Annotated in this window: 21 protein-coding genes; 13 read left to right on the forward strand and 8 right to left on the reverse strand. The window is 60.1% G+C overall.

The features are described from left to right. Positions 1-3: 3 nt before the first annotated feature. The gene (locus tag G9X67_RS20860) at positions 4-1,257 is read right to left on the reverse strand and encodes a sarcosine oxidase subunit beta family protein (protein WP_171599566.1); all 1,254 of its coding nucleotides are present in this window, start codon (positions 1,255-1,257) and stop codon (positions 4-6) included. 97 nt (positions 1,258-1,354) lie between these two features. On the opposite strand from G9X67_RS20860, the gene G9X67_RS20865 reads away from it, so the two are divergent. The 11 genes from G9X67_RS20865 (at position 1,355) to G9X67_RS20915 (ending at position 15,161) form a co-directional block, all read left to right on the forward strand. After that, the gene (locus G9X67_RS20865) at positions 1,355-2,386 is read left to right on the forward strand and encodes a GlxA family transcriptional regulator (RefSeq protein ID WP_138334304.1); all 1,032 of its coding nucleotides are present in this window, start codon (positions 1,355-1,357) and stop codon (positions 2,384-2,386) included. 299 nt (positions 2,387-2,685) lie between these two features. Further along, positions 2,686-3,396 (forward strand): GntR family transcriptional regulator, encoded by a 711-nt coding sequence (locus G9X67_RS20870; RefSeq protein ID WP_138334152.1) that lies wholly within the window; start codon positions 2,686-2,688, stop codon positions 3,394-3,396. Further along, positions 3,393-4,304, forward strand: coding sequence for a dihydrodipicolinate synthase family protein (locus G9X67_RS20875; RefSeq protein ID WP_171599567.1), 912 nt, complete (start codon positions 3,393-3,395; stop codon positions 4,302-4,304). The genes G9X67_RS20870 and G9X67_RS20875 overlap by 4 nt, the downstream gene beginning before the upstream one ends. Continuing rightward, positions 4,297-5,814, forward strand: a complete 1,518-nt coding sequence (locus tag G9X67_RS20880) for an aldehyde dehydrogenase (RefSeq protein ID WP_171599568.1) — start codon at positions 4,297-4,299, stop codon at positions 5,812-5,814. Before G9X67_RS20875 ends, G9X67_RS20880 begins: the two co-directional genes overlap by 8 nt. Then, the gene (locus tag G9X67_RS20885; RefSeq protein WP_171599569.1) at positions 5,811-7,157 is read left to right on the forward strand and encodes an FAD-binding oxidoreductase; all 1,347 of its coding nucleotides are present in this window, start codon (positions 5,811-5,813) and stop codon (positions 7,155-7,157) included. The genes G9X67_RS20880 and G9X67_RS20885 overlap by 4 nt, the downstream gene beginning before the upstream one ends. Positions 7,158-7,237: 80 nt before the next feature. Beyond that, on the forward strand, positions 7,238-8,089 hold the full coding sequence (locus tag G9X67_RS20890; protein WP_062941731.1) for a glycine betaine ABC transporter substrate-binding protein: 852 nt from the start codon (positions 7,238-7,240) through the stop codon (positions 8,087-8,089). A gap of 90 nt (positions 8,090-8,179) precedes the next feature. After that, on the forward strand, positions 8,180-9,268 hold the full coding sequence (locus G9X67_RS20895; RefSeq protein WP_138334160.1) for a glycine betaine/L-proline ABC transporter ATP-binding protein: 1,089 nt from the start codon (positions 8,180-8,182) through the stop codon (positions 9,266-9,268). A 12-nt stretch (positions 9,269-9,280) separates the two neighbouring features. After that, positions 9,281-10,129: an ABC transporter permease subunit gene (locus G9X67_RS20900; RefSeq protein WP_138389893.1), complete on the forward strand. Its 849-nt coding sequence runs from the start codon at positions 9,281-9,283 to the stop codon at positions 10,127-10,129. Continuing rightward, entirely contained in the window at positions 10,126-10,974 is an 849-nt protein-coding gene (locus G9X67_RS20905; protein ID WP_171599570.1) for an ABC transporter permease subunit, read from the forward strand. The genes G9X67_RS20900 and G9X67_RS20905 overlap by 4 nt, the downstream gene beginning before the upstream one ends. A gap of 22 nt (positions 10,975-10,996) precedes the next feature. After that, positions 10,997-11,995, forward strand: a complete 999-nt coding sequence (locus tag G9X67_RS20910; RefSeq protein ID WP_171599571.1) for a 4-hydroxyproline epimerase — start codon at positions 10,997-10,999, stop codon at positions 11,993-11,995. A gap of 190 nt (positions 11,996-12,185) precedes the next feature. Then, the gene (locus G9X67_RS20915; protein ID WP_171599572.1) at positions 12,186-15,161 is read left to right on the forward strand and encodes an NAD(P)-dependent oxidoreductase; all 2,976 of its coding nucleotides are present in this window, start codon (positions 12,186-12,188) and stop codon (positions 15,159-15,161) included. Positions 15,162-15,438: 277 nt separating this feature from the next. Here G9X67_RS20915 and G9X67_RS20920 read toward each other — a convergent pair whose 3' ends face one another. The 4 genes from G9X67_RS20920 to G9X67_RS20935 all read right to left on the reverse strand — a co-directional run bounded on the left by G9X67_RS20920 (position 15,439) and on the right by G9X67_RS20935 (position 18,426). After that, the gene (locus G9X67_RS20920) at positions 15,439-16,221 is read right to left on the reverse strand and encodes a 3-hydroxybutyrate dehydrogenase (RefSeq protein ID WP_138334167.1); all 783 of its coding nucleotides are present in this window, start codon (positions 16,219-16,221) and stop codon (positions 15,439-15,441) included. A gap of 11 nt (positions 16,222-16,232) precedes the next feature. Beyond that, the gene (locus G9X67_RS20925; RefSeq protein ID WP_011649696.1) at positions 16,233-16,973 is read right to left on the reverse strand and encodes an acetoacetate decarboxylase; all 741 of its coding nucleotides are present in this window, start codon (positions 16,971-16,973) and stop codon (positions 16,233-16,235) included. After that, positions 16,970-18,100 (reverse strand): patatin-like phospholipase family protein, encoded by a 1,131-nt coding sequence (locus G9X67_RS20930; RefSeq protein ID WP_029875401.1) that lies wholly within the window; start codon positions 18,098-18,100, stop codon positions 16,970-16,972. The genes G9X67_RS20925 and G9X67_RS20930 overlap by 4 nt, the downstream gene beginning before the upstream one ends. Before the next feature lie 140 nt (positions 18,101-18,240). Next, positions 18,241-18,426, reverse strand: coding sequence for a hypothetical protein (locus G9X67_RS20935; protein ID WP_171599573.1), 186 nt, complete (start codon positions 18,424-18,426; stop codon positions 18,241-18,243). Between the two features lie 167 nt (positions 18,427-18,593). Between G9X67_RS20935 and G9X67_RS35325 the strand changes: the two genes are divergently transcribed. After that, positions 18,594-18,722: a hypothetical protein gene (locus G9X67_RS35325; protein ID WP_280818223.1), complete on the forward strand. Its 129-nt coding sequence runs from the start codon at positions 18,594-18,596 to the stop codon at positions 18,720-18,722. Between the two features lie 58 nt (positions 18,723-18,780). Then, the gene (locus tag G9X67_RS20940; protein ID WP_062941740.1) at positions 18,781-19,185 is read left to right on the forward strand and encodes a host attachment protein; all 405 of its coding nucleotides are present in this window, start codon (positions 18,781-18,783) and stop codon (positions 19,183-19,185) included. Positions 19,186-19,240: 55 nt separating this feature from the next. Here G9X67_RS20940 and G9X67_RS20945 read toward each other — a convergent pair whose 3' ends face one another. The 3 genes from G9X67_RS20945 to G9X67_RS20955 all read right to left on the reverse strand — a co-directional run bounded on the left by G9X67_RS20945 (position 19,241) and on the right by G9X67_RS20955 (position 22,392). Then, positions 19,241-19,456 (reverse strand): hypothetical protein, encoded by a 216-nt coding sequence (locus G9X67_RS20945; RefSeq protein WP_173863105.1) that lies wholly within the window; start codon positions 19,454-19,456, stop codon positions 19,241-19,243. Between the two features lie 150 nt (positions 19,457-19,606). Continuing rightward, a complete protein-coding gene (locus G9X67_RS20950; protein ID WP_138334170.1) occupies positions 19,607-21,085 on the reverse strand; it encodes a lipopolysaccharide biosynthesis protein in 1,479 nt (492 codons plus the stop codon). Positions 21,086-21,363: 278 nt separating this feature from the next. Continuing rightward, on the reverse strand, positions 21,364-22,392 hold the full coding sequence (locus G9X67_RS20955; protein WP_062941743.1) for a polysaccharide pyruvyl transferase family protein: 1,029 nt from the start codon (positions 22,390-22,392) through the stop codon (positions 21,364-21,366). Positions 22,393-22,494: the final 102 nt, after the last annotated feature.

Genomic DNA, 22,494 nt, shown 5'->3' on the forward strand with positions numbered 1-22,494 from the left:
TCCTCAATGTGCTACGGCGGCGGCGGCGGCTTCGTCGATCAGGCGGCCGGAACGGAAGCGTTCAAGCGTGAAGGGCGCATTGATCGGATGAGGTTCGTTTTTCGCGATGGTCCAGGCGAAGGTGTGCGCCGCTCCCGGCGTGGCCTTGAAACCGCCGGTGCCCCAGCCGCAATTGACGTACAGCCCGGGAACCGGTGTCTTACCGAGAATAGCCGAGCGATCGGGTGTGACATCGACGATGCCGCCCCATTTTCGCAGCATCCGCATGCGGTTGAAGATGGGAAAGATCTCGACGATGGCGGCGATCGTATGCTCGATCAGCGGCAGTCCTCCACGTTGCGAGTAGGACGTGTACTGATCGGTCCCCGATCCAATGACCAGTTCGCCTTTGTCTGACTGGCTGATATAGGCGTGGACCGCATTCGACATCACCACGCACGGGAAAATTGGCTTGATCGGCTCGGAAACTAATGCCTGCAGTGGGTAGCTCTCCAGCGGCAACCGCACCCCAGCGGTTTCCATGACGACCGAGGTATGGCCGGCCGCCGAGACCGCAACCTTTTTTGCCTTGATGAATCCCTTGGCCGTTTCGACGCCGGCGACCGAACCGTCGGCGTTGCGGCGGATCCCGGTGACCGGGCAGTTCTCGATGATATCAACGCCTCTCGCCGCTGCACCGCGCGCATATCCCCAGGCGACGGCGTCGTGACGGGCTGTGCCAGCCCTCTCTTGAAGGGCGGCGCCCATCACCGGGTAACGGGCGTTGGGTGACAGATCCAGGGGAGGGCAATATTCCTTGGCCTCTTCCTTGGTCAGCCATCGGTTGTCGACACCGTTCAGCCGATTTGCATGAATATGCCGCTTGAAGCTCTGAACGTCATGCACGGTATGAGCCAGCATGAGGCAGCCTCGACGCGAATACATGACGTTGTAGTTAAGCTCCTGGCCCAGCCCTTCCCAAAGATCAACCGCGTGATCGTAAAGGCGCGCACTCTCGTCATAAAGATAGTTGGAACGGATGATCGTCGTATTGCGACCGGTGTTGCCACCGCCAAGCCAGCCCTTGTCGATGACGGCGACGTTGGTGATGCCGTGCTGGCTGGCAAGGTAATAAGCGGCCCCCAGGCCGTGGCCGCCGGCGCCGACGATGACAACGTCATATTCGGCTTTTGGCTCTTTCTGCGGCCATTGCTCATCCCAGTGCTTATGCCCGGTCAGTGCATGCCGCAGGAGATTGAGTGCGTTGAAGCGCGTCATGGCGTGCCTGCTTGTTGGAGATATGGTGGCCTGGAACGTAGAGAGATTTCACAACGCACGTCTGGACAATTGCGTCGCTTTGATTGAATATTTGCGCATGATCGCGCCTCGCACCAAAAAGCGCCTAAGTGTCGCTTTTCTTCTTGCCGACCGGTTCACGCTCTCGGCATTCGCGAATTTTGTCGATGTGCTTCGCCTCGCCGCCGACGAGGCTGACCGCTCCCGGCCTATTCTATGCGAATGGACCGTTCTGTCGGACGACATGAACAGCGTGCAGTCGAGTTGCGGCGTCAAGGTGCAACCGGATACGCGTCTTAAACATGCGGAACGATATGATTACATAGTGGTCGTTGGTGGCCTGATCGGCGACAAGAGCGCGCTCACAGCCGAGGCAATCCGCTTTCTGAAGAGTTCCGCCGAAATCGGCGTCCCGATCATTGGGTTGTGCACAGGCGTCTTCATCCTGCATGAGGCAGGATTGCTCGACGGTTATCGATGCTGCGTCAGCTGGTTTCATCATCAGGATTTTCTTGACCGATTCAGCGCAGAGCAATTGGTCGCCGACCAGATTTTCGTCATCGACCGCGATCGGCTCACATGTTCTGGAGGTCACGGGGCAGCCCATCTGGCGGCTTTCCTGGTTGAGCGGCACGTGGGCCAGTCTGCCGCCATTAAAAGCCTGAACATCATGATGATCGACAATGCGTTGAGTGGAGAAAAGCCGCAGCCGGGTCAACAAACAAGGCGCATAGCGAGCGATCCGCTGGTGAAGAAAACAATCCTGCGCATGCAGCAAAATATCGAAGTACCGAAGACGGTCATCGACCTGGCGGACGAGCTTGGCGTCGGACGACGGGGGCTCGAGCGGCGGTTCCTGACGGATCTGAAGATCAGTCCGGCCAAGCTCTATCTCGAACTCCGGCTGGATCGAGTGCTTTCGCTTTTGCGCACCACGGACTGGACGATCACGCAGATTGCGATGGCCACAGGGTTCTGTGACGCGCCACACCTGTCCCGGGCCCTGAGTGCTGAGCATGGGTTCACGCCGGGGGAATATCGCAAGGCGCAAGGCGGGCGCTCGACCAGCGCCGAGGAATTCGCCGTCGGCGTTCTTCTCCCGAAATCCTGATCCAGAGACTTCGCTCCCGACCATGGGAAAGCCAAAGCCAGCTACGCCGTTGCAATCGGTCACGGGCGAAAACGGCATGAACGCGTCGAGGCACATCACCACATTCGTGCGCAAAAACCGACGTCCGTAGGGCATTTCGGTCGCTCTAACGCGGCGAGAAAGGAGTGTATTTTCTCATAACAATCACTGTATACTCAGTTTATACATTTTTATTGACTCATGTCTCGGCCCATGCAAACCTGACTTTATTGACGCAGATCATGTGATCTGCCCGACACGGCGATGTGCAGGAGGTTTACGTGAGAAGCGGCAAAAACGATCTATACGACGATCTCAAGCGGCAGATACTGACGATGGAGCTCGACCCCGATCAGGATCTGGACGAGGTAGGCTTGAGCGAGCAGTACGGGCTTTCGCGCACGCCGGTTCGGGAAATCTTCCGACGTCTCGAAGGCGAGGGCTACGTCGACATCCGGGCGAACCGCGGCGCGCGCGTCATCCCGATGAACCACCAGACGCTCAGGCACTTCTTTCTGGTCGCGCCGATGATCTACGCAGCGATCGGTCGCCTCGCCGTCCAGAACTTCAAGCCGAAGCAGCTCGGAAACCTTAAGGACACGCAGGAACGCTTCCGCACGGCAAGTGTGTCCGGCGACGCTCTCGCGATGGTGCTGGAGAACAACCGGTTCCACGAGATCATCGGCGAGATGTCGGCCAACGCCTATCTGCAGCCGAGCCTCGGCCGCCTGCTCATCGACCACGCACGGATCGGCCACACTTTCTTCCGGCCGCGCAACGACGACATGCGCCAGCGGCTGCAATTGGCGGTCGAACATCACGACGGTTTCATCTCCGCCATCGGTGCCCACGATGAGGACGCGGTCGTCGACCTGGTGTTCGAACATTGGGAATTGTCGCGGGAGAACATGGAGATGTTCATTGCACCACAGGGAATGAAGGCTGACGCACTCGTCGAAGTGCCCGCCGCAGCGATGGAGAAATCGTCTTGAAATTCGAAGGTATCTACACTCCGGCGGTGACCCCGCTAAACCCTGATGGGCAAATAGACAGGCCAGGCTTCGCCGCCGTACTAGAATCGCTGATCGAAGCGAAGGTCCATGGCATCATCGTTGGCGGTTCGACCGGCGAGTATTATGCGCAGAGCGCCCAGGAACGTTTTGAGCTGGCCGCCTATGCCAAGGATGTCATCGGCACACGCCTGCCGCTCATCATCGGAACAGGTGCGACGCGGACGGAAGACTCCGTCGAATACGCCACGGCCGCGAAGGAAATCGGCGCCGATGCTATCCTGGTCTCGTCCCCTCCGTATGCGCTGCCCACAGAGCGCGAGAATGCCGTTCACGCGCTCACCATCGACCGCGCAGCCAACATGCCGATCATGCTCTACAACTATCCGGCCCGCATGGGCGTCGTGATGGGCGAAGAATATTTCGCCCGCGTGGGCAAATCGAAGAACGTCGTCGCCATTAAGGAAAGCTCCGGCGACATGGCCAATCTCCATTTGCTGGCCCGCAAATTCCCGCACATCTCGCTGTCCTGCGGCTGGGACGACCAGGCGCTGGAATTCTTCGCCTGGGGTGCAAAGAGCTGGGTCTGCGCCGGCTCTAACTTCCTTCCGCGTGAACACGTGGCTCTCTACGAAGCCTGCGTGAACGAGAAGAATTTCGACAAGGGCCGCGCCATCATGACCGCGATGCTGCCGCTGATGGATTTCCTCGAATGCGGGAAGTTCGTCCAGTCGATCAAGCACGGTTGCGAACTGATCGGTCTCAGCACGGGGCCGGTTCGCGCGCCGCTTCGCCCGCTCAATTCGGAAGAAAAAAGAACCCTCCAGACTGTCGTTACCACCTTGAAGCGCACGGTCGCCCAGATCACGTCGGGAGCAAATCATGCATGAACCTTTGACAGCCGCCGAATACAGGGCAATTGCCGCAAGCCTCCAACTGGCCACCAACGCCTTCATCGATGGCGCCTTCGGTCCGGCGAATTCGGGAAAGACGTTCAAAACAACCAATCCTGCGACCGGCGACCTCCTGGCCGAAATCGCAGCCTGTGACGCAAGCGATGTGGATGATGCTGTCGCCAAAGCCAGGCAGTCCTTCGACGATGGCCGCTGGCACCTTCAGTCTCCCGGCGAGAGGAAAGCCGTTCTCCTCAGATTCGCCAAGCTCCTTGAAGAAAATCGCCATGAGCTCGCCGTCATGGAGAGCATCGACAGCGGTAAGCCGGTTCGCGAATGCCAGACCGTCGATATTCCGGATACCATCCACACCATTCGTTGGCACGCCGAACTGATCGACAAGCTCTACGACAACACCAATCCTGTGGGACCAAATGCGTTGACCATGGTGGTGCGCGAGCCCATCGGCGTCGTCGGCTGCGTTCTACCCTGGAACTTTCCCCTGCTGATGCTGGCCTGGAAGATCGGTCCGGCGCTTGCAGCGGGCTGCTCGGTGATCATCAAGCCAGCCCAGGAAACCACGCTGACGACGCTTCGTGTCGCCGAGCTTGCCCATGAGGCGGGTATTCCGGCTGGCGTTCTCAACGTCGTCACGGGAAGCGGCAAGGATGTCGGCGAACCGCTCGGCATGCACATGGACGTCGATATGGTGGCCTTCACCGGATCGACGCCGACCGGCCGGCGTTTCCTGCGATATGCAGCAGACAGCAATCTTAAGAAAGTCGTCCTCGAATGCGGCGGTAAAAACCCGGCGGTCGTGCTGGACGACGCCGAAGACCTGGATCTCGTTGCCGAACAGGTGGTCAACGGTGCCTTCTGGAACATGGGCGAGAATTGCTCGGCGACATCGCGGCTTATCGTCCACTCCAAGATCAAGGACGAACTGCTCGAGCGCATCGGTGCCTATATGCGCGAATGGAGGACGGGCGACCCGCTCGACCCTGACAACCGCATCGGCGCACTGGTCAGCAAAAATCACTTCGAGAAGGTGAAGTCGTTCCTCGACGACGCAAAGGCGGAAAAGCTGGAGATCGCTCATGGGGGAGAAACCCAGAAGGGCATCTTCATCGAGCCGACGGTGGTTGATGGCGTCACGCCGCAGAGCCGGCTTTTCAGGGAAGAGATTTTCGGACCCATCCTGTCGGTCACGACCTTCAATTCCCTCGACGAGGCCGTGGCGCTCGCCAACGACACGAATTATGGCCTGACGGCATCGGTCTACACCGGCAGCCTGCGCAAGGCGATCAGGCTCTCGCGCGAAATCCGCGCTGGACTGGTCACCGTCAATTGCTTCGGCGAGGGTGACGCGACCACCCCGTTCGGCGGTTACAAGGAGTCGGGTTTCGGCGGACGCGACAAGTCGATCTTTGCCCACGACAACTATTGCGAACTGAAGACGATCTGGATCGACATCTCGGAACGCTCGGTGGACGAGACGATCCGATGATCACCAAGTCCGTCAAACGCTTGCCGGTCGAAAACGGCATCTCGGGTTGGGAGGCGATCAGTCGACGTTCGTTTCCGATCCGAAGCCTCGATGGCAACGTGACCGCGGACTGGCTGATCGTCGGCGCGGGCTTTGCGGGCCTTTCCGCCGCCCGTCGTCTGCTCGAACTGCGTCCGGACGACAAGATTGTCATTTTGGACGCGAGCGAATTGGGGAAGGGGACGTCGGGTCGCAATTCCGGCTTCATGATCGACGTCCCGCACACCCTTTCATCCAGTGAATATTCGAGCGGCGGCTTGAACGCCACTCGTTTGGAGATGGAGCAGAACCGTTCCGCGATAGCCTTCGCCAAACAGGCGGCGGAAGAATACGGAATGTCTCGCGAGACGTTTGATCCGGCCGGAAAGATCAACGCTGCGGCCACGGCGAGGGGCCTGAAGCTGAACCAGAGCTTCGGAGAATCGCTGACCGGTGCAGGCGAAAAGCACAGCTATCTCGACGCCGCGGATATGCGCGAGATCACCGGAACGGAATTCTATCGCGGTGGAATCTATACGCCGGGGGCGGTGCTGATCCAGCCCGCCGATTACATCCGGAGCTTCGCCCAAGGGCTCTCCGGCAGGGTGGATATCTTCGAGCGCTCTCCCGTCACGTCGTTGAAGCGGGAAAACGGGACCTGGATTGCAACGTCCCCTTGCGGCAAGGTCGTCGCCCCGAAGGTTATCCTGGGCGTCAACGGACATATCGACGACTTCGGCCATTATCGCGGTCGTCTGATGCATATCTTCGCCTATGCCTCGATGACTGCCCCTTTCTCCGACGACGACATCGGCCGCAAGGCGTCGGGACGGGAGAGATGGGCATTGCTTCCGGCGGATGCGATGGGAGCTACGGTCCGTAAGATCTCCTCTTCAGGCCAGTCCCGGATCGTGATCCGGACCAAGTATACTTACGAAACGAAGGTGGCCGTGACCGAACGGCGGATGGCGAAGATGGCCAAGGCCCATCGGGCTTCGCTCGATGCGCGCTTTCCCGCCCTCGAGGGCATACCGTTCGAACATAGCTGGGCCGGGCGCCTTTGCCTGAGCCTGAACCACGTGCCCGCCTTCGGCGAGATCGAAGAAGGGCTTTACTCCGCCTGCTGCGAAAACGGGCTGGGTACCGTGAAGAGCACGCTCGCCGGCATGATGGCGGCGGAACTGGCGACCGGGACCACGTCCCGGCATCTCGAACGATACATGGATCACCCCGAGCCGTCCCGGCTTCCACCCGAGCCCATCGCATGGCTGGGCATCAATTCGGTGATCCGTTTGCAGGAATTGCGTGCAGGCCGCGAGGGATGATCCCTTGCCGCGCAATCTGAAGACTGAGGCGACCCGCCGGTTTTCAACGAGAATGGGAACGTAAGAAGAGGAAAACAACAATGAAGGCTTTGTGGAAAGCGCTCTGCGCTGCGGCAATGGTCGGGATGACCATGACGTCCGCTCAGGCGGAGGAAAAAAGCATCACGATCGGAACGATGTCGTGGGAGGATCTCACGCCGATCACCGGCATTACCAAGAAGGTTCTGGAAGACAAGGGCTACACCGTCAAGGTCGTGCCGTTCTCCGAGTGGGGCATCGCCTATGCTGCTCTGACCAAGGGCGACATCCAGATGCTCGCCTCGCAGACGGACTACGTCGCCCAGGATTACTGGGACAAGAACAAGAACCGCCTCGAGAAAATCTCCCCGGTTTCTCATGGTCTGTTCCAGGGCGTCGCCGTGCCGAAATACGTGCCGATCGACTCCATGGAGCAGCTCAACGAAAACGCCGACAAATTTGGCGGCAAGATCGTCGGCATCGAGCCGGGTTCCGGTCTGATGCGCGACACCAGCAACTCGGTCAAGGAATATGACCTCAAGCTCCAACTGGTCGAAGGCAGCACGGCTGCCATGACTGCCGCCCTTAAGTCGGCGGTCGACCGCAAGGAATGGATCGCCGTTACCATCTGGGAACCGTCCTGGATGATGCAGAAATACGACGTCAAGTTCCTCCAGGACCCCAAGGGTGTCTTCCCGCCGCCGCAGAGCTACTACTGGATCGGCAAGAAAGGCTTCTCTGCCGACTATCCGCATGCGCGTGAAGTCATCGCCAGCATTTACGTTCCGCTTGCCGATATCACTGCCATGAACAGCGCAGTCAACGACGGCAAGACCATGGATGAGGCCATTGCAGCGTGGACCGAAAGCCACGCCGATCTCATCAAGCGCTGGGAAAACATCAAGAGCGAGTGACGCCAACCGCGGGTCGCCACGGTCGGCGGCCCGCATCCTCTACCATGGACGAGCAACAGGCCAGCATCAGACCGGCCCGCGGGGAACGAAATGAACACTGCGATGAATGACTCCAACGAAGTATTGGTCGACTGCCAGAACGTCTGGAAAATCTTCGGCGGCCGGGCGTCGGCGGCCGTCAAGGCCGTCTCCGATCGAGGATTGTCCAAGACCCAAATCCTGCAAGAGTTCGACTGCGTGGTCGGGGTGTCCGGTGCCAGTTTGCAGGTCCGACGTGGCGAAATCTTCTGCATCATGGGGCTTTCGGGCAGCGGCAAGTCGACGCTTATTCGCCTTCTCAACCGCCTTATCGAGCCGAGTCTCGGCAAGATCACGGTGAAAGGCAAGGAGATCGCCAAGCTCAATCCCGCCGAACTCCGTGACATGCGCGCGCGCAATATCGGTATGGTCTTCCAGAGCGTAGCGCTCCTTCCCAACAGAACGGTCATCGAGAATGCCGCATTCGGCCTTGAGGTTCGCGGAGTTCCCAAAGTTGAGCGCGAGAAGACGGCACGGGCCGCACTCGACAAGGTAGGTCTTTCTGACTGGACCTCCCGGTATCCATCCGAGCTGTCAGGCGGCATGCAGCAACGCGTCGGTCTTGCGCGCGCGCTTGCTGCCGATCCTGAAATCATCTTGATGGACGAACCCTTCAGCGCTCTCGACCCGCTCATCCGCCGGCAGCTCCAGGATGAATTCAGACAGCTGACGAAGTCGCTCGGCAAGTCGGCAGTCTTCATCACCCACGATCTCGAAGAAGCTATTCGCATCGGTGACCGGATTGCAATCATGAAGGACGGCGTGATCGTGCAGGTCGGCACGGCCGAGGAAATTGTCACGAAACCTGCGGACGACTACGTTTCCGATTTCGTCGCGGGCATTTCCCGGATCCACCTGGTAAAGGCGCATTCGGTGATGTTTCCCGTCGCCGAGTTCAAAGCCGCGCAGCCGCACTGCGACGTCGAAACGCTTCTCAAGACCTCGCCCGAGGCCGATATCGGCGAACTCATCGATCTCACCATGCAGTCCGACCGTGACGCCGTGGCAGTCGTCGAGAACGGAGCCGTTATCGGTGTCGTCACCACCCGCGGCTTGCTTCGCGGCGTAGCCGGAGCGCCTCTCGGAGAGATGCCAGCTTAAGGGAGAAGGCGAATGGACACCTCGGTCATAACGGATACTTTCGATACCTGGACGGATGATGCTCTCAGCTGGATCAGCGACAACGGCGAGTGGCTGTTCGAGTTCCTGCGGTCGGTCCTCGAAGGCACCTATGCAGGCATTCTCTGGCTGCTTCAACTGCCGCCTTTCTACGTTGTCGCAATCATCGTGGCGCTGCTGAGCTGGCGGCTGATAAATTTGACATCCGGCATTCTCGCTGGCATCGCGATCATGGTCTGCGCGATCATGGGGCTGTGGACCGAAACCATGAGCACCCTGGCGCTCGTGGCAACAGCGACCATCCTCGCCCTTGCCGTCGGCATCCCCATCGGCATCGTCGCGGGCTTCGTCAAATCCTTCGACAGGTTCCTCGAGCCGATGCTCGACCTGATCCAGACCCTGCCGCCCTATATCTATCTGCTTCCCGCAATCGCGCTGCTGGGTTATGGCCCTGCGACGGCGCTTGTAGCCACCGTCATCGTTGCGATGCCGCCGGCGATCCGCCTTACGTCGCTTGGTATCCGCATGACGCCGCGCGAGTTCATCGAGCTTGGACAGGCGAGTGGCCTGACACCGTGGCAGATGTTTACCAAGATCAGACTGCCATTCGCCATCCCGAGTGTGATGGCCGGCATAAACCAGAGCCTGATGATGGCCTTCGGCATGGTCGTGATCGCCGGCATCGTCGGCTCCGGCGGCTTGGGCGAGACGATCTACGGGGCGGTTCGCACGCTTGATATCGCTACCTCTATAAACGCTGCGATTGCCATCGTCATCCTGACCATGGTTCTCGACAGACTCACGCAAAGCGCTGCGCGTCATGCGAAGGCAGGTGTAAGATGAACGCTGATCTTTTCCGGTTCTCGCCCGGCGCCTACCTCGCTCCGGTGGTCGATTGGCTCAACACCAATTTTCACCCCTTCTTTGATGCCGTGACGAAGTTCATCGAGGCTGTGCTCGGCGGAATTGAAGCTGTCCTGCTTTATCCGCCGGCTTACGCGGTGATCCTCGTGGTCGTGCTTCTTGCAGCATTCCTCATCAACCTCAGGGTTTCGATCGTGGCGGCTGTCGCACTCATCTTCTGCTTCTTGACGGGGCTCTGGATTGCGTCGATGCAGACGCTGGCTCTGGTTACCGTCGCGGTCATCATTTCGGTGGCAATCGCCTTTCCGCTCGGCGTGATCGCGTCGCGTTATAGAAAATTCGAAGCCGCCATCCGGCCGGTGCTCGATATCATGCAAACCGTGCCGCCATGGGTCTATCTCATCCCCGCCGTCATGATCTTCAGTCTGGGCCGTGTCCCGGCGATCATCGCCACCATCGTCTATGGTGTTCCGCCAATGCTGCGTCTGACGACGCTGGCGTTCAAACAGGTTCCCAAGGATCTTCTGGAACTCGGCCAGGCCACTGGTGCTCCGCCCCGGGCGATCCTGTTCAAGATCGAAATCCCTTCCGCCACACCGACGCTTCTGGTCGGCCTCAACCAGTGCATCCTCCTCTCCCTTGCAATGGTCGTGCTGGCCGGACTTGTCGGAGCAGGGGGCCTCGGTGCCGAAGTCACCCGCGGGCTGACGCGCATGGAAATGGGGTTGGGTCTGAGGGCAGGACTGGCCATCGTCGCGGTCGCTATCCTTCTCGACCGGCTGTCGAAGGGCGCCTTGCAGGGCCGCCGCAATCTTGGCGTGTAAGGCCTGATCGAAAGAAAAACTCATGCGTCGCAGCTTCTTTTGTATCGACTCCCATACTTGCGGCAATCCCGTGCGGCTGGTCGCAGGCGGCGGCCCGATGCTGCCGCATCTCCCGATCGCCGAGCGCCGCGAGCTTTTCGTCCGCGACCATGATTGGGTTCGCCAAGCCTTGATGTTCGAGCCCCGCGGCCATGACATCATGTCGGGCGCGATCATCTATCCCGCCTACCGCGAGGATTGTGATTTCGCGGTGATCTTCATCGAGGTCAGCGGTTGCTTACCAATGTGCGGGGCGGGCACTATCGGACTTGTCACCGCCGCAATCGAGGAGGGGCTGGTGACGCCTCGCATCCCAGGTCGGCTGTCCATCGAGACGCCGGCGGGAAGGGTCGATATCTCCTACGACAAGCCTGGCGAATTTGTCGAATCCGTCCGTATGTTCAACGTCGCGAGCTATCTCCATGCGGCGGATGTCGAAGTCGACGTCGCGGGTCTGGGAAAGCTGGTGGTCGACATTGCCTATGGCGGCAATTTTTATGCGGTCGTCGAGCCGCAGGACGCTTGGCAGGGCCTTGATGGCATGACGGCTGCAGACATCGTCGATCTCAGCCGTAAGCTGCGCGACGCGCTGGCCACGATCTGCGATCCGGTGCACCCCGAAGACGAGAGAATAGGCGGGCTCCATCATGCCCTTTGGTGCGACAATATGAGTGGGCCGGATGCCGACGGACGCGGCGCGGTCTTCTACGGCGACAAGGCGATCGACCGCTCGCCGGGCGGCACCGGAACATCGGCGCGCATGGCGCAGCTACACGGCAAAGGACGGCTGCGTCCTGGAGACACGTTCCGCCAGCAGAGCCTGATCGGCACCGTGTTTGAAGGCCGCGTCGAGGCAGAGACCATGGTCGGCCCGTTCAAGGGCATCAAGCCAAGCGTCGGCGGCTGGGCTAGAATCATCGGGCACAACACAATATTCGTCGATGACCGCGATCCGCTGGCGCACGGTTTCCAGATAGTTTGATTGGACGCAAGTATCGGGTGGCATAATCGGTGATGCAGGCTGGCCCGGATCTGCCGTACCCAAAGCGCTGATCGGTCGCGCTATCCAAACGTCGCGAATGGCGCCGGACGGGGCGCTTTGAGTTCTTCTTCCGGGCAAGGCCGCTCCTACAATGCCTTGCCCACCTTCCTTTCAATCCGATAGGCAGATCATGACAAATATCGAGCAGATGCAGGAACAGCGACTTGAAGCGCTCCGACTGACGAAGTCGGGATCACCGAAGCTGCCGTCCAATCCGTTTTTCGGCGTCGGTCCGATCACGGATGCGACCACCGACGAAGTGGATAGCCGCCTGCGGCGCATCGCTTTCGATACATGGATCGAGAAGACCTATCGCAAGTTCGACGACAAGGGCAACGATATCGGCGGCTTCACCACCGCCGAAATTACCCGCAGCATGCACCGCGGCTACCCGGCGGATAAAATTCTGACCGACATGATGCGGGCGATCCACCGCTATTTCCACTTCCCGAAGGCGAACCGGATGGCTGTGGGACTCGGCGGCGGCCACAGCGGCTATACCGTCTGCGTCCAGCACCTGATGAACGCCAACGACGCCTCGCAGCGCGTCTACGTCGATACGCCGCGCCCGGAAAGCGATCCGGCCCGCGCGGCAGGCTTCTTCCGTCAGTCCTGGGCCACACAGCTGATCGAGATGCAGCGCTTCGCCGAAAAGGGCTGCGAAAGCCGCATTCATTTTGCCGCCTCCGAGGGTGTGATTCCGACGGCCGCCGAGCTTTCCGCTCTCGGCGTGTCGATCTTCGTCGGCGTCGGCCACGAGACGACCGGCGCCAATGCCTATACCAGCCGTGAGATCCACGAGCTGCTGAACTGGATCGATGGCGATCCGGCAAATCGTCATGCAGTGTTCGACGCGACGTCGATGCTGGGCGCCATGCCTTGGGAGCCCGAGCTGGTCGATGCCGTGATGGCGAAATGCTGCTTGTTCATGCCGTTCCAGAAGGCGATCGGCGGGGTGTCGGGGTATTTCGTCGCCTCCTTCACACCGCATGCTTTGGCGCTCGTTGAGAAAAACCAGCAGGATCCGTCCTGGGCGATCCCGCGCCAGCTCAAGATCGCGCCGCCGATCGATGCCCGGCAGCCGCTTTCAGCCAAGCGATCCGTGGATGCCGGGCCGTTTTACGATGCAGCGGAAGACCGCATGCTCGGCGGCGTCATCAATACCTACAGCGCGCTTGCCTTTGCCGAAACCACCTTCGGCCTCCTGCAGTCCGAGGCGCGGGTCGGCTCGGTGGTCGAGCTCAACAAGCGGTCTGCGGCCAATCGGGCGGTGATCGACGGCTGGGTCGAGTCGCACCCGCTGTTTTCGCTCACCGTCACCGATGCCGAGCGGCGCGGTGCGGCAGTGACGCTGCTAAAGGTTGAGGACGCCGGCATTACCGATCCTGCGATCCATGCCCGCATTATCGCACGTTCGAAGCAACTGCTCGGCTATGAGGGCTTTACCCATCCGAACGGCGCGTTCGAGCCCGGCCTCGACGCCGCGCGTTACGTCAACGCATTCCCGGGAACGCCCGGCGACTACCGCGCCTGGGTCGGCGGCATCCGCGAGCCGGCCGATATCGTCGCGCTGCTGGAGAACCTGCAATATGCCTATCTGCGCGCCAAGATCGTCGTGATCGAGGAGGAACTGGCAAAGCAGGGCGTCACGTTCGCGGCGCCTGTGAAGGCCGGCGCGATGGTCCGCAAGGACGATCCCGAACACGCCTATACGGTGCTGATCGCCGATCTGGTCGGCCTGCGCCTCGGCGCCGATGGGGAGCCCGACGACAGCGAGATCAGGACCTATGTCAAGGAAAAGGGCGGCGTCTTCCATACCGGCCCGATCGACGACAGGGCGGCGCTGGAAAAGGGCCGCATCCATTTCTTCTACCAGCCAAATCTCAGCACCGAGGCCGAAATCCTGCCGCAGACGGACAAGGGCCAGTATGACGCGCTGATCGCGGCGGCGACCTTCATCCCGAAGGCTTCCGTCTTCCCGTTCGGCGGCGTGCGCATCGGCGCGGGTACCGGCAATATGGGCTCGGCCTCCTGGGGTGGCGGCAACGGCGAGGGCGGCGAGGCGCCTTTGATGAACACGCCCGGCATCAACAGCCGGGCGACCGCCCAGATGGCGATGAAGGCGATCCTCAAGGTTGTTCCCGACCTGCCCGTCGACAGGCTGCACCGGATGGTCGCCAACGGCGACTTTGATACCGGGCGCCAGCTCAAGGACTTCCCGACCGCCAAGCTGGAGGGCCGGAAAATCGCCATTCTCGGCTACGGCAATATCGGTCGCGAAGTCGCCAAGCTCGCCAAGGCTTTCGGCATGGAGGTGGTGATCTACGCGCGCCAGCATCACCAGCGCTGGATCGAGTCGGAAGGCTTCGATTACGCCGCAAGTCCGGTTGAAGCGGCGACCGGCGCCGACGTGCTCTCCGTCCATATCGGTCTCGGCCGGCTGGATGCTGCGACAGGCGTCTACTCCAACGCAGGGGTGGTCGACACGCAGGTTCTCGGCGCGATGAACGATGGTGCGGTGCTGGTCAACTACGACCGGGGCGAGGTCGTCGATGCGGCGGCGCTCGACCAGGCGCTGTCATCCGGAAAGATTGCCCATGCGGCAATCGACGCCGATCTCTTCAAGGATGCAGTAACCGGCAAGCTCAGCGGACCGATGGTTCCCTATCTGCCGCTCGAAGAGCGCCATAAGGGCAAGCTGGAACTGCTGCCGCACGCCGCCGCCGATACCGACCATCCTTCTCGGGTGACCGGCGCCAAGCAGGCGGTCGATCAGATCTTCGATGTCATCCGCTTCAAGTCGGTCACCAATCTGAAGGGTGATCTGCCGGACGGGTACGTCTCGGCAGGCGGCCGCACACCGGCCGGAATCGGCAGGGTGACGAAGCGGGTGGTCAGCGAGATCAGCGGCAATTCGGAACTGCTGGACGAATTGCGGCGGACCTCGGAAAAGGTCGCGGCGATCGTCGGCGCGCTCTCCGTTGTCTCCGACCCGAGCCACCGCGACCGGATCATCGATCGCTATACCGGTCTGCTGGCCGAAAATGCCGGCCGGCAGCGGGCGCTTCTCGAACAGCTTGGTCTCTACGGGCCGGCGGCGGAGTAAGCCGCGGTCATGCCCGGTGTGCGCCGCTCTTTTTCTGACCGAGCCGGCCGGCTATCTCATCCGGATCCCCCATGACGGCTAGTCTGAAGACGATGGTCGCACCTTAGAGCATTCCGTGACTCGGAGAAAAACGGAACCGATCTAGTTGCGGCCCCGGCTCCCGGCGCGACATGGACCGAAGCCGAAGGTCTTCCCATATGCAGGCAACGCGGCATCGACGGCACATTCAACAGCGTTGAGCCTTGACGGACCCACATGCGATGCCTCAGCGAGACCGCTACTGCATGTACCAGCCATGGCTAACGACCAGTGACTGGCCGGTGAGAGCATTGGTCTCGAAATCGGCAAACAGCAGCGCCACTTCGGCGACATCGTCGACCGTGGTAAACTGTGCATCCACCGTGCCGCCGAGCATTACCTTCTTGATGACCTCGTCTTCGGAAATTCCGAGTTCCTTTGCCTGTTCCGGAATTTGCTTGTCGACGAGCGGCGTCCGGACGAAGCCGGGACAGATGACGTTGGCGCGCACGCCATCCGGTCCGCCTTCCTTGGCGACCACGCGAGCAAGGCCGAGCAAGCCGTGCTTGGCGGTGACGTAGGCCGATTTCAGCGGCGAAGCCTCATGCGAATGCACCGAGCCCATATAGATGATCGCGCCGCCCTTCTGCGCCTTCATATGTGGAACGCAAGCCTTGGTGGTGAGGAACGCGCCATCGAGATGGATGGCGAGCATCTTCTTCCAGTCGGAAAAGGCGTAGTCCTCGATCTTGTTGACGATCTGGATGCCGGCATTGGAGACGAGCACGTCCACCCGGCCCCACTTGGTTACGACGGCGGCGACGCCGGCATTCACGGCTTCCTCGCTGGTCACGTCCATCGCAAGACCGATCGCCTCGCCCGGGCCCGCAGCCGTCAAGTCCTTGGCCGCCGCTTCCGCCGCCTCGAGCTTCAGGTCGGCGATGACGACCTTGGCACCTTCTGAAACGTATTTTTTGGCGATCGCCAGTCCGATACCGCTGGCCGAGCCGGTGACGATGCAGACCTTGTCCCTGAGCTTCATGGTTCGACTCCTTATTTTGCAAGATAATCATGGACCACTTCGCCGAGGCCCAGCGTCAGGTCCGAGAGAATATGGACGGCGGATTTGACCTCAAGCACCGGCAGATCGGCGACCGGCGCCAGCGCGTGCGGAAACAGCGCCAGGGCGCCCGGTCCTTCCCACGCGCCCTTCACCGTCAGATCCTCCAGATAGTAGCGCACCAGTTCGCAGATGCGCGGTGTGCAATCGACATGTGGAATAATCTTCAGCATGAAATTCGGCTGCTTCAGGCTTTCGAGGATTTTCGCCTCGTCGAGTGACCGATGCTTGAAGCCCATCGTTGCGGTGGCGACGCGCTGACCGCCATAGTCGAGCGTGCCGACCAGCGCATCCTTGACGGATGTCAGCGATGGCTCGGCCAGTTTCTTCGGAAAGCCCCAGATTTCGCGTCCGCCGGCGATCGGCGCGTCGTCGTTGAGATACATGGAATGCACGTAACCGCCATGGACCCCTTGATAGGTCACCGGGATGACCTGGCCGGATTCGGTATAGTCGCCAAAGCCGGTCGAGTCCGGCATGCGGATGAATTCGTATTTCACCAGCGGCTCATCGAACTGCAGCGGTTCGGGCACGACCCGGCGCAGGGCCTCCGGATCGGTGCGATAGGTGATGATCATATATTCGCGATTGACGAACCGGTACGGCCCGGGCGGGTAGGATGGACTGGTCAGCGGCATGGCAAAGGCATTGCGAACGACATCTTCAATTTTCATGGTTTTTTCCCACGCAGGCGTTGCTCGGCAAGGTCGAAAATCCGTATCCCATTGGTCGGACGCGTTCGGTCGAGCCAATCTGGATGGTTCAGCGTCTCGACCACATCGTCATGGCCGGCCTTCCAGTGTTCCTCCACGGAGAGCCGCGAAAACTCATAGTCCTTAGATCCGGTTTCATACGCGGCATGCCGATAGATCAGGTGCACCATGGTGACGGCGCAATCATTGCCGATCTTTTCAAGGAGCCTCGCATCAGGATCGTCCTTCAGCTCAGGCGGCAGCTTTTCAGTCAGCCTCTTGGCCGCCATGCGCACCGACTGAAGCTTGCGGAACTGGTCGGTGTTGAGCCGCGTGCGGCTGGAAAAACGGATTTCCTTCTCGCGGGCATCCACGTCAAAGACATCCTTCGGCAGCACGCCCTTGGCGCTGAACAAATCGACCTGGAAGATGCAAAGATCTGTCTCCAACTCGCTACCACCGAGAATGCGCTGCAGCGGCGTGTTGGAAACGATACCTCCATCCCAATAATAGCGGCCGTCGATCTCGACGGGCGCAAAACCCGGCGGCAACGCCCCGGAGGCGGCCACGTGTTTGGGCGAAAACGCGCAATCGCGGTTGTCGAAATAATTGAAGTTACCGCTAACAACATCGACTGCGCCGAGGCTCAGACGGATGGCACCTGAATTGATCAGGTCGAAATCGACCAGACCGGCGAGGGTCTCCTGCAGCGGCGCGGTGTCGTAAAGGCTGATCGCGGCCATCGGATCGCCCGGGATGTTCCATGGCGCAAAGACGCGCGGCGTGAAAAAGCCGGGAACGCCGGTCAAAGACCCCAGAAAAGCGGAGGATTCGTTGAACCATTTGCGCATCGCATTGCCATTGCCGAGAAAATGGCCGGGCAGTCCGGACGAGACCCGATGCCAGAAGGTCCTTAGGTTATCGACACGCTGATCGACGGGGCTTCCGGCAATGATGGCTGAGTTGATCGAACCGATAGATATCCCGGCCAGCCAGTCGGGGCGGATGCCAGCCTCATGCAAAGCTTCGTAAGCGCCGGCCTGGTAGGCACCCAAAGCACCACCGCCCTGAAACACCAGCACGGTTTTCTCTGTCGGAATAGTACTCACGGGGCGCTTTTCCTTAAATGCTGCAGCCGCTAACAAATAGCACAGGAAAGGCCATCGAGCTGCACAGGGCAAATTAAGTTTTAGTAATGCAGGAAGGCTTCTTCGCTAATCTTATTCATGCCATTTCAATGACTTGATAGTCAAATCGGCGAATTCTTCGCAATCATTGAGGCCTTTTTGGTAGTCCCGCCGAGCGCATCTTGCAATGCAACAAAATGTGACAACACCGGCTGTGTGGAGATGTAGACCGCGAATTCACCCACGCCAGGCCAATCCTTCATTTCAGGTTTGCTACGCCGTTCGACCAGCGTCGTCAGCTGGTTCAATCAACGAAGTCTCGCTTCGAGACAGGAGCACTCGCAAGTTCCATAATATCTATTACGCCGCAAATTTATGTGTAGCCTCAAAGTTGAAGTGTCCTGTTTCTGCAAAGTTGGAATGTCACACTCCCCGGGTTTGATGACGGTGGAGATTGCGGATGGGATTGATAGCGATGAGCGAGCGCGACCTGCAACGGATCGAGATTCTATCGAAAGTGATCGCCGGCCGGATGACGATGGTGTCGGCAGGAAGAGCGAAACGTCGCTTCCGGAACAATGCGTCTTCATCCGAGTTTGCCTAGCTGGAGTAGCCGCTCGCGAAATCCCTCGTGAGTAGCGCCATCTTCACAGGAATCCCTAATGATATTACCGCAAGGCACAGTCGTCGCCGTCACTGACGGCGAGAAGCTAGACCTCTATCGCAATAACGGGTCGGGTACGGAGCTAAGTCTGTCCCTCATACATGGCGTATCGATTGTGGATGAAGCCAAAGGCTCCGGTGGACGTCACGGAAGCACGTCGGCAAATCCGGATGAAAGCCAGCTCGCCGAAGACGGGTTCTCCGCAGGCATCGCGCAGTACCTCAACAAGCAAGTGCTCGTAGGCGAGATCGAACATCTGGCTATCATTTCCGCGCCGCGTTCGCTGGGCGAACTGCGCAAGCACTACCACAAGTTTCTTGCTGCAAAACTCCTGCTTGAAATCCCCAAGGAGCTCACCGGCCACTCCGTCGAAGACATCGAGAAGGCCGTCCTGGGGGCTTGAGTTTCTGTCGAGACAGGCATCGAAACGCCCTATCATTTGGCGATTCTTAGTAGATTTATATTCGTTTTATCTTCACTGATTTCGCCTGTGGAGGAGCGATGTTGGTCTTCGAGCGATAGGCGCTGTGGGCCCACACCGTCGATGCCGTATTGTCCTTGGCGACGACATTCCTGAGTTGGGCGCCGTCATGGGCGCTCGCACTCGTCACCGTCCATCCCCGGATGAAGCCGTGCGCTCGGTCGATGCCGGCATGGTTTTTGTATCCGAACATCGGAATAGCAATGTCATGTGCCTGGTCGCGGCTGGTGTCGGAGTTTCCATGGGCTGCTTCGCCTTGGAATACTTCACCGTCCAACGCGCGTACACGCGGCTTCGGCGGTGTGTCTCTTGGGTCGCTACGTGCCGACTCAGGGTAGCTGGATTACGCGGGCGTTCGAAATTCTCCGCGGCGAACGAACTGGAGCAAATCCAACGCTTCGCGTTCGGGGCCTGCAGGCTTGCCGCTTGCCAGCCAAAGTACGAAGCTTGCCCCGAAGTAGCCGATCCCGCCGATCGGTATCATGATCGCCAGTTGCAGGGACTCTGACCTGTCGGTGATCATGAGGCCGACGCCCCAGACACAGCCAGCCATAACCAGCGCGGCGACGATCGAACGCCAGCAGGCGAGAAGCTGAGCCCTCACTGACACGCCGGTGAGACGCCTCGCCAGGAAGACATACATCAGGATGCCGATCGCGGCGCTGATGCATCGCGCGAACAGAAGACCAACCAGCCCACCCCAGACCAGGCCGGCGAAAATCAGGGGAAAGCGGACGAAGATGAAAGCGAGGTCAAGCTGAAACAGCGACCGCGTGCAGCCGAGGCCCATTGCCAAGGGAGTCACCGGCATTTTAAAGGCGATGATGGCGAAGACCGCGCCTAACACCTGAGCCACCAGCGCGGCCGAGGACCACGCCGGGCCAAGGACCATGCTGACGAAGGGCTCGGCAACCAGCGCGAACCCAATGCCAACCGGCAGCGCCGCCGCAACAAGCAGGCCTTGGGATCGAAGGAATGCATGCCGCAGGCGTTCAGGATCGTCCTGAAGCCGTGCAAAGACTGGGAAGAGCAAGCTTGCAATCGGCGCCGTCGTTTCACGCACTGGCAGCGAGGCAAGCTTGTCGCCTACGGTGTACTGGCCGAGAGGGGCGGCGCCCAGCATGGCGCCAAGCGCAAGCTGGTCGGCGCGCCAGTTGAGCTCATTGAGGCCGGAGCTGAGCGCCACCCACCCGGAGAACGAGAACAGATTTCTCCAGTGAGCAAACGAAATGCGCGGCAAATAAGGAAGCAGGACGTACGACATGATCACACCGGCCACCTGCGAGGCGAGCGTGCCGATCACGAGCGCCCAGTAGCTGCGAAAAATCAGGGCGATGACGACGGCGACGACCACGCCAACCACCCTGTTAATCAGCTCGATGAATATCTCTTGGTGAAAGGAAAGGCGCCGCCGGAAGTCCACAAGCCGGGGGTTCACGAGGCCGCTGATCAGCGCGCCGCCTCCAAGCGCGAAGAATATGCCGATCAGACGGTCGTCCTGATAGGCCCATGCGACGGGATAACCTGCGCTAACCAGCAGGACGGCGATCGCCGCCGCGCGCAGCATGTTTAGTGTCCAGGCCGTATTGTAATGTTCTCGCTGCGGGCTCTTGTGCTGGATGAGGGCCGAACTGAGCGAAAGTTCGGTTATGGCCGCGATGATCGAAAGGACGATAGTCGCGAGGGTCACTAGGCCGAAATCGGCAGGTGATAGCAGTCGAGCCAGTACCAGCATGCTAACCACGCCCAGAAGATTTGAGACGACGCGTCCGCCGGCGGTCCACATTGCCCCGACACTCAGCTGTTTGCGTACACCTTCCAACGTTGTTTCCTCGCTTACGCTTACAGTGCTAATGCGGTGCAGTTCTCGTGAGAAATATTCATCGGGCCGTGGTGTCCAGCTATGTCTTGCTGGAGGTACAAGACGATCGAAAGGTCAGGTACATCTCAACCCTGACGGCTGAGGCAGAAGAAACAGCGAAGCCAAAATCCCAGGGCCAGGCAAGTACTCACTGGATCGGTCGCAGCCTCACTGAAGAGCTGAAAAATGTTGATCTGATTCATCGCAAGAGCATTTCAGTCGCTTTCTTCAACAGCCTGCTAGACCGGGGTGCTCCGGGCGACGGTACGCGCAATCTCAAGGGCTTCCTCATATGTGTCGGCCCAGTGGACGGTGCTGTAGTTCCGACCTGTGTACTCGTACACAGCGCGGTTCTTGCCGAAGCGGTCGGGCAGCAGCACGCTGTGCTGCGAACGCAGGGCGCAGAGAATGTGTGGGTGCATGCGGTCAGTAACCAGCACCTTACCGGTATCCAGCCTGCGGTTGCCGCTCGCGAGCACGTAGCGCGCAAAGCGATCGTAGCTGCCGGCAATCTGCCTATTGACGATCGAACGGAGCGTTGGCGCCAGTTGGCGGACGCGGGAGAAAAAGCGCCCTGGAAACAGGATCCGCATGCCCGCGGAATCATAGTGCGTCCAGTCGAACACTTCGACGTCACTTGGCGCGAGGGATCCGACGCCCTCGATATCGTCGCGGGCGAGCCAGATGACATCGTGATCAGGCGCGGCGTGCCTTGGCTGCGGCGGGAGCAGCAGCGCGGAATCGTGGACCGTCTCGACATGGACGTTGCCGGGGAATACGTTGCGCGCTGACTCAGCGCTGACCGGGTCCCTGGCCAAAAGTACAGCATTGCGATGATTTCCGAAGAGCGTGCTCGCCTCGCGGCGGTCCTCGTCGTCGACGAACAGCATGGTCGACGGCAGCGACACGAGGCGATTACGGGGGCACGCCTCGGCGACGATGCGCTTGACCTCTGCGTGGCGCGGCCATAGGCGCGAGACAGTGACCCCGCCCGAGAAGAGTATCGTGCCGTCCCCGACAGCGCGAATCATTTGCTGAAGATCGAGGTTATGCCCATGCGCCGTATAGGCGATGGGCGCATTACGTTGCTTCAAATAGTCCATGGCGGCCACCCACATCATGTGGTTGCCGACATTGAAGTCGAACGGGAACTGCAGAAGCGCTACAGGCTGGCCTTCGGGGATGTATCGGTCGAGACACTCGCGAATCGCTCGCGCCTGCTGCGCCTTTTGCGCCGCGTCTTTAGGCGAAAGTGCTGTACCGGTCATGTGCGCCTACCCTCGATCATGCACTGCCGCGATTGGCGAATGCTGGAGCCTGTCTTTGCTAGCGGCCTACCAGGTGACAAACCGGCGCACGCCCTTGGACAC

This window comes from Rhizobium sp. WYCCWR 11152 (assembly GCF_013087615.1).
GTDB lineage: Bacteria > Pseudomonadota > Alphaproteobacteria > Rhizobiales > Rhizobiaceae > Rhizobium > Rhizobium indicum.